Source organism: Marinobacterium aestuariivivens (assembly GCF_042661465.1).
GTDB lineage: Bacteria > Pseudomonadota > Gammaproteobacteria > Pseudomonadales > Balneatricaceae > Marinobacterium_A > Marinobacterium_A aestuariivivens.
The window spans coordinates 281559-293741 of the sequence record NZ_JBHSWE010000002.1; the positions used below are offsets into that span (position 1 = coordinate 281559).

15 protein-coding genes are annotated in these 12183 nt (G+C 61.4%); 10 read left to right on the forward strand and 5 right to left on the reverse strand.

Features of this window, described 5'->3' with window-relative positions:
- Nucleotides 1–193 precede the first annotated feature (193 nt).
- The 10 genes from ACFQDL_RS32130 to ACFQDL_RS32180 all read left to right on the forward strand — a co-directional run bounded on the left by ACFQDL_RS32130 (nucleotide 194) and on the right by ACFQDL_RS32180 (nucleotide 8881).
- Nucleotides 194–763 carry a YIP1 family protein gene (locus ACFQDL_RS32130; RefSeq protein WP_379914017.1) on the forward strand — a complete coding sequence of 190 codons (570 nt, stop codon included), beginning with the start codon at nucleotides 194–196 and terminating at the stop codon, nucleotides 761–763.
- A gap of 13 nt (nucleotides 764–776) precedes the next feature.
- A complete protein-coding gene (locus tag ACFQDL_RS32135) occupies nucleotides 777–1127 on the forward strand; it encodes a DUF488 domain-containing protein (RefSeq protein ID WP_379914019.1) in 351 nt (116 codons plus the stop codon).
- Nucleotides 1128–1190: 63 nt separating this feature from the next.
- Nucleotides 1191–1898, forward strand: coding sequence for a succinate dehydrogenase iron-sulfur subunit (locus ACFQDL_RS32140; protein WP_379914023.1), 708 nt, complete (start codon nucleotides 1191–1193; stop codon nucleotides 1896–1898).
- Nucleotides 1899–2410: 512 nt separating this feature from the next.
- Entirely contained in the window at nucleotides 2411–2674 is a 264-nt protein-coding gene (locus tag ACFQDL_RS32145) for an SPW repeat protein (protein WP_379914025.1), read from the forward strand.
- Between the two features lie 348 nt (nucleotides 2675–3022).
- Nucleotides 3023–3604 carry a hypothetical protein gene (locus tag ACFQDL_RS32155; protein ID WP_379914027.1) on the forward strand — a complete coding sequence of 194 codons (582 nt, stop codon included), beginning with the start codon at nucleotides 3023–3025 and terminating at the stop codon, nucleotides 3602–3604.
- Nucleotides 3592–4383 (forward strand): sensor histidine kinase, encoded by a 792-nt coding sequence (locus ACFQDL_RS32160; protein WP_379914029.1) that lies wholly within the window; start codon nucleotides 3592–3594, stop codon nucleotides 4381–4383. Before ACFQDL_RS32155 ends, ACFQDL_RS32160 begins: the two co-directional genes overlap by 13 nt.
- Nucleotides 4350–5723: a sigma-54-dependent transcriptional regulator gene (locus tag ACFQDL_RS32165; protein WP_379914031.1), complete on the forward strand. Its 1374-nt coding sequence runs from the start codon at nucleotides 4350–4352 to the stop codon at nucleotides 5721–5723. Before ACFQDL_RS32160 ends, ACFQDL_RS32165 begins: the two co-directional genes overlap by 34 nt.
- Nucleotides 5724–5939: 216 nt before the next feature.
- Nucleotides 5940–6383, forward strand: a complete 444-nt coding sequence (locus ACFQDL_RS32170) for an Hsp20/alpha crystallin family protein (protein WP_379914033.1) — start codon at nucleotides 5940–5942, stop codon at nucleotides 6381–6383.
- Between the two features lie 33 nt (nucleotides 6384–6416).
- The gene (locus tag ACFQDL_RS32175; RefSeq protein ID WP_379914035.1) at nucleotides 6417–6812 is read left to right on the forward strand and encodes an Hsp20/alpha crystallin family protein; all 396 of its coding nucleotides are present in this window, start codon (nucleotides 6417–6419) and stop codon (nucleotides 6810–6812) included.
- An 86-nt stretch (nucleotides 6813–6898) separates the two neighbouring features.
- Entirely contained in the window at nucleotides 6899–8881 is a 1983-nt protein-coding gene (locus ACFQDL_RS32180) for a monovalent cation:proton antiporter family protein (RefSeq protein WP_379914037.1), read from the forward strand.
- 308 nt (nucleotides 8882–9189) lie between these two features.
- Here ACFQDL_RS32180 and ACFQDL_RS32185 read toward each other — a convergent pair whose 3' ends face one another.
- The 5 genes from ACFQDL_RS32185 to ACFQDL_RS32205 form a co-directional block, all read right to left on the reverse strand.
- Nucleotides 9190–9519, reverse strand: a complete 330-nt coding sequence (locus tag ACFQDL_RS32185) for a type II toxin-antitoxin system HicB family antitoxin (RefSeq protein WP_379914039.1) — start codon at nucleotides 9517–9519, stop codon at nucleotides 9190–9192.
- A complete protein-coding gene (locus ACFQDL_RS32190) occupies nucleotides 9516–9773 on the reverse strand; it encodes a type II toxin-antitoxin system HicA family toxin (RefSeq protein ID WP_379914041.1) in 258 nt (85 codons plus the stop codon). The genes ACFQDL_RS32185 and ACFQDL_RS32190 overlap by 4 nt, the downstream gene beginning before the upstream one ends.
- A 134-nt stretch (nucleotides 9774–9907) precedes the next feature.
- Nucleotides 9908–10309: a hypothetical protein gene (locus ACFQDL_RS32195; protein WP_379914043.1), complete on the reverse strand. Its 402-nt coding sequence runs from the start codon at nucleotides 10307–10309 to the stop codon at nucleotides 9908–9910.
- Nucleotides 10306–10983, reverse strand: coding sequence for a hypothetical protein (locus ACFQDL_RS32200; RefSeq protein ID WP_379914044.1), 678 nt, complete (start codon nucleotides 10981–10983; stop codon nucleotides 10306–10308). The genes ACFQDL_RS32195 and ACFQDL_RS32200 overlap by 4 nt, the downstream gene beginning before the upstream one ends.
- Nucleotides 10984–11485: 502 nt before the next feature.
- Complete coding sequence (locus ACFQDL_RS32205; protein ID WP_379914046.1) at nucleotides 11486–12181, reverse strand: alpha/beta hydrolase; 696 nt, start codon at nucleotides 12179–12181, stop codon at nucleotides 11486–11488.
- Nucleotides 12182–12183: the final 2 nt, after the last annotated feature.

Sequence of the window (12183 nt, forward strand, 5' to 3'; positions counted from 1 at the left end):
CCTTGGATGGACCCTCAGTGTCATGGTGATTATATTTCAACATGTGTAAAAATTACATGTTATTAAAAGCGTTCTATGCTGTATAGGTTCTTTGTGCAGCGGATGGCGCTGCCTTCGTTGCACAATCTTCCATACTGTCGTTGGAGACAAACGCAGCGTCTGGCAGCCATCCAGCAGGGTGAGGAGGTGGACAATGACTGTGTCGGATATTTCCCGGATGTTCGTTTCGCCGCACGGCGGTTGGGACGAGCTCGCCCGTATTCATCCCTCGGTGATCAAGCTGTTTATGTTTCTGGTGTTGCCGTTCTCGCTGGTGCCGCCGGCGATGATCGAATATGCCGGGCTGCACTATGGTAGCCGTTTGCTGCCCGGTGCCGACGCCGGTAGCTGGGCGGTCAGCGCCGCCGTCTTCTTCGTCGCGGAGTTGTTCACCGTGCCGCTGATGGCTTGGGCGATTCGCAGCAACGCCACGACGCAGAAAATCAATGTCGGCTACCCGGAAGCCTTTCTGGTGGCAGCCGTCGCCGCCATTCAGATGTGGCTCTCGGCGTTCGGGCTCTTCGTGCCGAATCCTGGATTTATCATCCTGGTGGCCCTGGCCGGGCTGATCGGTTCCATCGCGCTGGTCTATCACGGGATAGAGGCCATGCTGAAACTGCGCGAGGAGGTCGAGATCGCCAGTCTGACCTTTACCACACTGGCGATGGGCGTGCTGGGCTGGACGCTGTTGCTGGTACTGGTATTCATGGTGCTGCTGCTTTGAAGGTCGCCAGAAGATGGCGCTTCTGAAGCTGAAAAGGGTCTACGATCCGGTCGAAAGCGACGACGGCAGCCGGGTACTGGTCGACAGGCTCTGGCCGCGGGGCATCGCCAGGAAGGATCTGTCGCTGGATCTGTGGCTCAAGGACATTGCGCCCAGCGACGAGCTGCGTCGCTGGTACGGTCACGAAAGCGACAAATGGCCCGAGTTCAAGCGCCGTTATCTGGCCGAACTCGCGTGTAGCGAGGAGGCGTTGGATCGCCTCCGTGCGTTGCTCCAGAAGGGGGCCGTCACGCTCCTCTATGCGGCCAGGGACACCGAGCATAACCAGGCGGTAGTGCTGAAGGAACTGCTGGAATCGTCCTGACAAATGGCTCTCGTTTCCGGAACCGGTGCGGTTGGCAATCCATAGGGCTCAAGGAGTGCTGTCATGTTCGAAGTTCAGATCTACCGCTATCACCCTGAGTTGGACACGCAGCCCCAGATGCAGAGTTTCCAGCTGGAAGAAAAATACCTGCAGGTCATGGTGCTCGATGTGCTGGAACATCTCAAAACGATTGACTCCAGCCTGGCATATCGTCGCTCCTGCCGAGAGGGTGTATGTGGCTCTGACGGCATGAATATCAACGGCAAGAACCGCCTGGCCTGCATTACGCGAGTGCGGGATGTAATGGATCACGGCAAGCCCTTGATACTTCGTCCATTGCCCGGTATGCCGGTTATTCGCGACCTGGTGGTGGATATGACGCTATTTTTTCAACAATATCACAAGATCAAACCCTACCTGATCAACGATGAGCCACCTACGACAATAGAGCGGCTTCAATCTCCGGAAGAACGCCAAAAGCTTGATGGGTTGTACGAATGTATTCTCTGCGCCTGTTGTACTTCCGCATGTCCTTCCTGGTGGTGGAACCCCGATCGGTACATTGGACCTGCTGGTCTGTTGCAGGCCTACCGCTTCTTGTCTGATAGCCGCGACACGGCGACAGAAGAGCGATTGAGTGAGCTCCAGGATCCCTACAGCGTATTTCGATGCCGGAACATTCAGAACTGCGCCGACGTATGTCCGAAGGGACTGAATCCGATGAAGGCTATCGATCATATACGACAGTTGCTGTTCAAGCGGGGGATATAGGCATGCTGAGAGACCGCCTGCATCACCGCCGATGTCCCGCGCGTTGCGCTGCATTAAGGTTTCGGGCGCCGATATCCTGGCCGGCCGCCGAGCGAGGTCGGCAGTTCCCTGGTGTCGGCAGTCGCCCGGCGGATACGTTACGGATATGCTCCAGGCTGGGGGTGTAGAAGAACAGCGGGTGCGTGTCCTGGTATTCTCTGCCGACCAGACTCTCTTTATAGAGCCCCTGCAGCTCGCAATTGGCGTTTCAGGCGGGCTTGGCGTTCGACCACTGGCTCAGAGGACAGGGGGCAGATATCAAGCCTGCTGTTCTCAGGTTGCAAAGGGCGCAAAGATTTGGGATATGCGTGCTGTTCGTCGGTCTAGGCTGGCGAGGGATCTACTCTTGAAAAATGCCAATACTTTACCTATTAAATAAGCGAAGGAGATCGATCTTATCGACAGGATCGATGTTAACGGACTGCGAATTCTATTGGCTCAGTACAACCGGATAACCGGTTGGGAGGTGTATCATGAATCTTGCGCAGTTCAGCGAACATTGGCGTGACTGGCTGATGCTGGTGCTGGGTGCCTGGCTCCTGATCTCGCCCTTCGTGCTGGGATTTACCGGTGCTGAAGGCACGATGGTGCTGTGGAACTCGGTAATCGTCGGTGTTGCGGTCGTGGTATTCGCCATCGCCGTACTGAGGAAGACATACATCTGGGAGGAATGGGTACTGCTGGCACTGGGGGCCTGGCTGATCATCTCCCCTTCCTGCTGGGATACGGCGGCATGACGACGGCGATGTGGAACAGCGTCATTGTCGGATTACTGGTGGGAGCCGATTCGATATGGTCACTCATCGTAATGCTGGGTCACCGCGGTCACAAGGCCGCTTGACAACAGCTGATATTTCCACGTATTGCAAAGAGGGGAGGTCGCCTAGGCCTTCCCTCTTTTGTTTTGGCCGCGGAAATGGCGGCGCCATCTGGGCCGGATCTTTACCGGTATTCGCAATGGCACCGCAGAAGGCTTCGTGGCTGTCCCTGCATCGGGGACGATAGATCAGAATGGGCTTACGAGGATTGGGGACATACACTTCGAATAGTCTGAATTTAATAACGGTGCCGGACCTTTAAGCGCCATGATACGTTCCAATTTCGCCATTACACGACTGGTCCTGTTGCCCTATGGCACGCTGTTAACGCTCTATCTGCTGGTGATCGGCGGCGGTGGAGCTTGGCTCTATTTCCAGGTTCGTGAGGTCGAGACGAGCCTGGTCGTCGATGAAGTCCTGATGGAGATCGAGCCCCTTGCCGAGAAGCTTCGCCAGGTCGACGCAATGGCCTTCGTGCGGCGACAGGAACCTTGGTTGATTAGTGAAGCGCAGAGGCTATTCGCTCGCCTGCCCGCCCTGCGCAATATTGCGGTAAGGGGGCCTGACGGTGGCGTTCAATTGAACAATGGAGGCGGCAGGATTTCCACAGGGACAACTTCGCCGCTGCCAGTTGATGCCCGGCGTGTTCACAGCTTCGCCCCCTCCGGGCAACGCCTGCATGCCGAGTCGGGGACGCTGTTTCTTATCCATTTCGACTTGACCCCCAGACCGACCACCCTGGTCCGGCTGGAGTTCGGCTTCGACCGCGAGATGATGCTCGCAAAGGTCAACGAAGGCCTGATAAAGATTCGTCAGGCATACTGGGCTTTGGTCTCGTGGGGACCCTGAGCATCCTGCTTGCACTGGGGATCACTCTGGCGGCCATGCGGACTACCCGCCGACTGGAGGGACATTTCCAGGAGCTGTACCAGCGTGAGGCCCTGACCGAGATGGCAGCCCAACTGGTCCACAGCCTGCGCAATCCGCTGGCGGCGTTGCGTGCCAACGTCAAGGGACTGCTGGTTTCGCCGGCCGAGACCCGAGAGATCGTCGATGAACTGGATCGCGATATCCTCAGCCTGAATGACAAGCTCAGCGCCTTTCTACAGCTGACAAGGCACCGCGACGAGGCTTTCGAGCCGGTCGACATTGGCGAGCTGGTGCGGGACGCGGTGCGCCTCGCGACGCCAGCGCTGGCGGAGCAGGGGCTGAGCGTGGAAGTCAGTATCCCGCCGGACATGCCGCGGCCGGTCTTGCAGAAAGCCGCCATGTGCGATGCTCTGCTCAATGTCCTGATCAATGCCGCCCAGAGCGGACAGGCACAAGGGGCTGTGCAGGTCAGTGTGCTGTGCCAGGACAGCGTCTTTGTGACGATTCGGGTCGAGGACAGGGGGCGGGGCATCCGCGAGCAGGACCTGCCCCGTCTGTTCGACGCCTTCTATACAACCCGAGCGGATGGCAATGGCCTGGGACTGGCCATCGTGCAGCGGGTCCTGGCCGCTCACAAGGGCTGGGTACGGGCCGAGAACCGCCCGCAGGGCGGTGCCAGCATCCTGCTGACCCTGCCGTTGCAGCAGAAGGAGCCTCCTCATTGGTGGAACAAGCTGAAAAAGACCTTCCCGACCTGAGTGGCTTGTCGCTGCTGGTGGTGGATGATGACCCCCGTATCGTGCGTGGATTCTTACGGGTGCTGCGTGGGCTGGGGGCCGAGGTGACCGGTGTCGGCAGTGTCCGGGAGGCCCGGCTGTCACTGGCCGAGACGTTGCCGGACGCGGTGCTGGCGGACCTGCAGCTCAAGGACGGGAAGGGAAGCGAACTACTGCCCGACTTCCTTGGCCGCCATCCGGACGGATATTTCTACATGATCACCGGGCACGGCAGCATCGACAATGCGGTGGCGGCGCTGCGCCAGGGCGCCCGGCACTATTTCGAAAAGCCGGTGGATCCGATCGCGCTGGCGCGGCAACTGGCGGCCGATCTTGCCGGGACCTGTGCCGGCGCCAGTCTGGCCCGGCAGCTCGAGCCCTACCTGAGCATTGCCGACCCGACGATGGTCGAGGCGCTGGCCGAGCTACCCCGCTTCGCCCAGAGCGGCGAGCCGGTGCTGATACAGGGTGAGACCGGAACCGGCAAAGAACTGGTGGCACGTGCCCTTCATGGCTTGGGCCTGCGCGCCCAGGGACCCTTCGTGGCGGTGAATTGCGGTGCCATTCCCGAAACGCTGCTGGAAGCGGAGCTGTTCGGCTTCGAAAAAGGCGCCTTCACCGGCGCCGCCCGCCCGCATCGCGGGCGTTTCGAGCAGGCCCATCGGGGCACACTGCTATTGGACGAGATCGGCGAAATGCCGCTGGCCGCCCAGGTCAGCCTGCTGCGGGTGCTGGAAGACGCCGGCATTTGTCGTATCGGCGGGGAGCGTGGCGTCCCGGTCGATGTCCGCATCATCGCCGCCACCCATCAGCCGCTGGAGGAGCGAGTCGAGGCCGGGCTGTTCCGCCAGGACCTGCTCTATCGTTTGAATGTGCTGCTGATCCAGGTCCCGCCACTGCGCCAGCGTCCCCGCGATATCGAGCTGCTGGCGCGCCACTTTCTCAGCCGCAGCCTGCGTGACATGGGCTGGTCCTCGGCCCCGCCGAGTCTGACACCCGAAGCGCTGTCCCGGCTGGTGGATTACCACTGGCCCGGCAACGTGCGCGAGTTGCGCAACCTGATGGCACGGCTGGCCGTGCGCCTGCCCGCCGGTGTCCGCGAGATCAGAGCCAGTTTGCTGGCGTCGATACTGCCGCCGGAAAAAGCGGGCCGCAGCGTGCAGGACGAAGGGGTATTCATTCCCAAGGGTACAAGCTTGGCCGATGCCGAGTGGCTGCTGATCGATGCCGCGCTCAAGAACAGCGGCTACAACCGCGTCCGGGCTGCCCGGCTGCTGGGGATCGGGGAGCGTACCCTGAGGCGCAAGCTCAACGAATCCTGATCCTTGAAAGCGCCCTTCGCGCGGTCGATCGACCGGCCATTCTGGCCGGGTTCGGACGCCCCGATCCGGCCACATCGACCGATGCCCCTCGGGCCCCGGGCCCCGAACCGCCGTAAAACCGGCAGCTGCCAGCCGGTACGAAGATTGCTGCTCTCCAGTTGAACAGGTCAAGGACGGACGTTTCCGTCCGCAATCAAAGTCCAGAGGAGGTGTGACATGTTCGGTAATTGGATCGGATTCGATGCTGACCTCTTCGGTCAGTTGGAGCGCATGCGCCGCGAAATGGATCAGCTGTTCGGCGACGGGAACGGCGCGAGCGGCATCCGCTCGGTGGCGGCCGGAACCTTCCCGGCCATCAATGTCGGCGGCTCGCCGGAGCAGGTCGATGTCTACGTCTTTGCCCCCGGCATCGACCCCAAGCAAGTGGATATCTCGCTGCAGCAGAACCTGCTGACCGTTTCGGGCGAGCGCTCGGTCAGTCACCCCGAGTCGGCTCAGTTCTATCGCCGGGAACGTTTCAACGGCAAGTTCCGCCGCGTGCTCTCGCTGCCCGAAGACGTGGACCCGGATCGGGTGACGGCCAGGTATCGCGACGGTGTGTTGCATATCCAGGTACAGCGGCGCGAAGAGCTCAAACCACGCAGGATCGAGGTGCAATAAGTCAGTCAGACAGCTACGTCGAGGAGGCTAAAAATGAATACCCGCAAAGACATTCAGAGCCGGGACAAGGGCGAGCTGCAGACGCAGCGCGAGCGGGAGGTGTTCCTGCGTCCTGCGGTGGATATCTACGAAAACGACAAAGGCATAACCCTGCTTGCGGACCTGCCCGGGGTATCCCGTGATCGGCTGACCCTGCAACTGGAGGGGGACAACCTGTTGCTCGAAGGCGAGATGGTGGTCGATATCCCCGAAGGGATGGAGGCACTGTACGCCGACGTCAAGACCACCCGCTTTCGCCGCAGTTTCACCCTGAGCCGTGAGCTGGAGGGCGACAAAATCAGCGCCAAAATGCAGGACGGCGTCCTGACGCTGGAATTGCCCAAGCGAGCAGAACTGCAACCGCGCAGAATCGAGATCAGTTCGGCCTAAGTGCCGGCATGCTGCCAGGCTGCGCTGCGCAGGCGCCGCAGCCTGGGCTTGTCGTCTGATCCCGTGCCGGGTTCGGTACCGCCGCCATGGAACCGATACTGACCGTCCAGCTGGTCGTCGTACTGGCGCTGGCCACCGTTGCGGTGGCCCTGTTTCAGCAACTGGGGCTCTCGTCCATCCTCGGCTACCTGGCCACCGGCGTGGTGGTGGGACCGGCGGTACTGGACTGGCTGCCGGACGCCGCCGGCTACCATCGGCTGGCCGAGCTGGGCGTCGTGCTGCTGATGTTCACCATCGGTCTGGAATTTTCCCTGCCCCGGCTCTGGGCCGCCAAGCGCCTGGTGCTCGGGTTCGGCAGCGCCCAGATGGCACTGACAGCCCTGCTGTTCGGTATCGTCGCCTGGTGGGGATGGCGGCTTGGCGCCGGCGAGGCATTCGTGGTGGGGATGGCGCTGGCGATGTCGTCGACTGCCATCGTGCTCAAGCAGCTCAGCGAACAGCTGGAACTGCCGACACCCCATGGCCGGGTCGCCACCGGCATCCTGCTGTTCCAGGACTTGGCGACCGTGCCAATGCTAGCGGTGTTGCCAGTCCTGGCAGCCGAGCCTGAGCGGCTGGCCGAGCAGCTGGTATTCTCCCTGGGCAAGGCGGCCCTGGTCTTCGCCGGCCTGGTGCTGATCGGTCGCCGGTTGTTGCCGCCGGTGCTGCACTGGGTGGCGGCCAAGCGCTCGCTGGAACTGTTCATGCTGACAGCGCTGCTGCTGGCCCTGGCGGCTGCCGCCCTGTCCGATCTGGCCGGGCTCTCCCCGACCCTGGGTGCCTTCATGGCGGGCATGTTGCTCGGCGAGACACTGTTCCGGCATCAGGTCGAGGCGGATATCAGGCCTTTTCGCGACCTCATGCTGGGGGTGTTCTTCGCCACCATCGGCATGCAGCTCGATCCCGGCGTCTATACGCGAACGCCGGAAACCGTCGCGCTGCTGCTGCTGGCGTTGTTTGTCGCCAAGGCGCTCCTGCTCGTTCCGCTGGTGAGGGTATTTGGTCAGCCGGCGTCGGTGGCGCGACGCGCCGCCATCCTCCTCGCCCATGGAGGCGAATTCGGTCTGTTGCTGCTGTCCAGTGCCCTGGCCGCCGGGCTGCTGGAGCCGCACAGGGCGCAGCCGCTGCTTGCCGCGGTAATTCTGAGCATGGCGGTCGCGCCGTTGCAGGTGCGCTTCAACAATCGTCTGGCGCAGTGGCTCGGCGTCGGCCGGACGGGCGCCAGGTACCAGGATAATGAAGCCCACATTGCCGAGGTCAGCAGCAGCTTCAGCGGTCATGTCATTGTCTGCGGGTATGGCCGCTTCGGGCAAAATCTGCTGCATCTGCTGACCGAGGAGGGGATAGCGGCGCTGGCGCTGGACCTCGACCCGGAACGGGTGCGGCAGGCCGCGGCAGCAGGGGAGCCGGTGCTGTTCGGCAACGTGCTGCAACCGGGCATTCTGCGCGCCGCCGGACTCGAGCGGGCACGGGCACTGGCGGTCACCGTCGACGATGCCACCCTCGCCACGCGCATCGTCGCCCATGTCCGGCACCTGCGCGGTGACCTGCCGCTGCTGGTGCGCAGCCGGCGAGGGCGGGATGACAAAGCCCTCGAAGAGGCGGGGGCCCTGGTGTTTCCGGAAGGCCTGGAGGCCAGTCTCGCCTTCGCCGGCCAACTGCTGATCATGCTGGGCCTGTCTCCGGCCCGGGTGGAGGCGCGGCTGAATGCGGTGCGGGCCAACGACTATGCCCCGTTGCGAACCTTTATTCATGATTCGGCGGATCCGGGCGGGGAGGCGGATGCCAGCGATTTTCCGGTGCAGACGCGCGCCGTCGTGATCGCCGAGGGGCATCATGCCGCCGGTCGTACGCCCGAGGAGCTTGATTTCGCCGGCGACGGGATCGAGCTGGTCGACGTGCGACGCGGCGCCCTGCGAGTGCCGGGCCCACTGCTGGATACCCAACTGCGACCCGGTGATGTGCTGCTGATCAGCGGCGAACGCGAAGCGCTCGAACGGGTGACCGCCCGGCTGATGGAGGGCGCCTGAGCGCCGCAACAATCTGAAATGATTGAAGGAGGTTGCGATGTAAAACCTCTGTCGCTGTATGAAGTGGCTATAGAGCCTGATTGCGCTGCCGCTTCAGGCCCTGTGTAGTAGCCTAGAGCCAGCACACGCTTTCCGTTACGATCGCTTCGTAGCACGACAGGAGGTGCTGTTGCGGGTCATTGAGTGGGAGGGTGGTCTCGAGCACCGCTGGTGGTAGTGCTCACTGATAAGATTGGATTACAAGCCTGTCTGGCAGGTTAATTTTCCCGGCGATCCGGTAGATCGAGTAGATCCAACGATCCGAGCTATTACAGGTTCTGTCCGTCGGCTGCCAGCTTCTGCGTTACCCACTGGTTCAGGCTGGTGTTGTGGATGCGGGCTTCCTCTTCGAGCCGGCGGTGAAGCTCTGGCGAAATGCGCACATTGAAGCGTCCGGAGTAGGGCTTGTCGGGTGTTTTGCCTTTGCTGGCGCAGAAATCCAGGTAGTCATCCACGCTGTCCTGAAAGGCGGCTTTTAGCTCCGCAACGCTGCAACCCTGAAAGGTCACGACGTCGCGGATACCCAGAATCTCGCCGTGGAACAGTTCGGCGTCCTGATCAAACTCGATCTGTGCGCGGTAACCCTTGTACTCCATCATGGCGGTGTCACTCCGGCATTCAGCAGATAGCGGCGCACCGACTTGAGTGCGCCCTTGTCAGTCTCTTTCTGAGGGTGAGGGCGGTGGAATACGGCCAGACAACCGTTCAGGCTGACCCGCACCCGCGAGCCCCGGCCCTCCGTAATCTCAGCACCGAGCGCCAGCAGCAGGTTTTCGATATCGGACCAGACGATGTCTGAACGTACCGGATCGGAAAAAATGCTGTGGAGTGTGCGGCGCTGCTTTGAGTTCATAGTGTAGTACCGTTTTTTGGTATTATCCATCCTGGCTGAGCAGTTGTTTTTGCAGACGTCATCGAACTCGCTCAGCTTCCGCGGGGAGGTGTGGGGCGTCGAACCGTGCCTGGACATCGTGCCGGCTCACCGTATCAGAAAAATACCACGTCCCGCTCAAGCATCAGTGCGTAGCGGGCTTCCCGGCGAAGCTCCAGCTCCTGCTTCAGACCATTCAGGTTGCGCAGCGCTTGGACAGCCTCGGGAATATGCTGCCTCATCAGCCGGATGTCCTTCAGCAGCCGGTCGAGGTTCTGCTGCTGTTTCTTGCGAGTGCCGGCATAGAGCAGGTTGTGGACCCGGATCCGCTGCGTATTGGCGTAGAGGTACTGCAGCTTCTCCATTTCCAGTTGTTCCAGTTGCGACTCTATCGAGTCGCAGAGCGCTGCGAAGGTGCTTTCCGGCACCTGCAGACGGGCATCGCTGACGTGTTGCTGGTAGAGCTGCAGCAGGCTCAGGATGTCGTTGTCATCGCGCGCCTGCAACAGCGCGGTCATCTGCTTTTCCTTGTCTGCCCGGCGTCCGGGGTCCTGCTCCCGGTCCGGATGCAGGACTTGGGCGGCGCGGCGAAATAGCTGCTTGAGCCATTTGTCATCGACCGCCGACTCGGGAGCCGTCGGGCCCTCGAAACAGCCGCCATCGTGCAGCTCTTCGTCTTCCGGGATATCGTCGAAACCGAAAAATCCTGCTGCGCTTCGCTGTCCGTGGCGCGTGATTTCGGCTCGGGGGCGTCGTCAGCTTCGTCGTCGGGGAACAGCTCGAACGGGTCCGGATCGGATATCTGGCTGCGTTTGCCGAAATGATGCTGCTGCAGGTCGCTGTACAGCTCCGCGGCCGCCCGGGCGTCAAAATGGTCGAACTGACCGAGCTGGTCCAGCAGTTCGTGGATCCAGTCTTCCAGCTCTTCCCGGTGCCACTGGTTCAGGCTCTTGCGCGTCGACAAGTCGATCAGACGCGACAGCAGGATCTTTAGCATCCCGTGATTGTTTTTCATCTCCGGCAGGACTTGGTCGGCATAGGCCTGGCACAGCCGGTCCATGTCGGTGAAGAACTTGCGCAACTGCTTCTGCTCGCGCTCCAGGGTCTTGCGCAGCCGGTCGAACTCGAGCTGCAAGCTTGAGACGGCTTTCGAGTCGGCGGCGGGCTGGTCTGGCAGGATTTCAATATTCATGAAAGGTCCGGCGGCTTTTGGAGGAATCGAGTCGGGGCATATTACCGGCAGACGGACGGGATTTGAATGGCGGTACTTCTGAAGCGGGTAAGCAGTCGGCTCCTGCTGGCGGCTGCCAGAACGACCTGCACAATCAGAACGCTCAGGAGACCCTGTTACGAAGCAGACCGGTTTACCAGACGATCAACACCACTCTGTCCATTATCTATGAAGCAGTCGTTGGCAGCCGTTTCGCCGAACGGCCAATCTTTGTTCGATAGCAGCGGAGGACGCTGGTAGGCAAAGGACTGTTTTCGCACTGGGTCAGGTTTCGGCCAAAAAAGGCCGCCTGTCCAAGTAGTCAACTTGCGGCCTCAGTAGCCGCCGCCTGCTGGCACCAACTGGACGAGTCAGGTGAGGCTTCCTGACTCAGACAAAAACCTTCTCCGAAGAACCCGGGGCCATTCACCTCTGCGCGGAGAAAAGGTTTGAAATTAAGCAGCCGACCCATTTCCCTAGCGTCTCACGCCTTACTCAGACATGCATCGAGCCAGGCCAGAAAGTCGGCCTGCATCGGCGCGCTTATGGTGTGATCGATGGGATAGAGCCGCAGCTGATGCGGCATGCCCAGCTCGTCAAGCCAATGATGCGCTTTTTGCGCCCAGCTCACCGGCAGCTTGCTATCGAATTCACCGTGGCCGATAAAGGCCTGCAGTCGGACCAGTTGTGACTTCGGCGCCAGCCGGGGCTCGAGTTCGGGGAGGATGCGTCCGGACAGTATCGCAAAGCCAGCTACCAGCTGCGGCGCGCTCAGCGCCACGCTGGCGCTCATGATGCCGCCCTGGCTGAAGCCGGCGATGACGGTGCTTTGTGGCGCGATATCGAAACGTGCCTGGACCTGCTCGACAAAGTGAATCAGCCGCTGGCGGCTGGACTCCGCTTCCTCGGCGACGATGCGCGGGCCTTCGGTGGTAAAGGCGACACGGAACCAGCCGAACTGGTTCGGGCTGAAAACCAGCGGGGCCTGAGCCAGTACCACCAGAACATCGGGGGCGATGGCGTAGGCCAGCGTGGTCAGGCTCGTTTCCGAGCTGCCGACGCCATGCAGCAAAATGACGCAGCCTTTGGGGCTGGCCGGTTGCGGCTGACGCGTCCGGAACGCGCATTCGAAGGCTGCATCCTGCTGCAGCGGACCGATACTGTGATGACCGTTGTTCATAG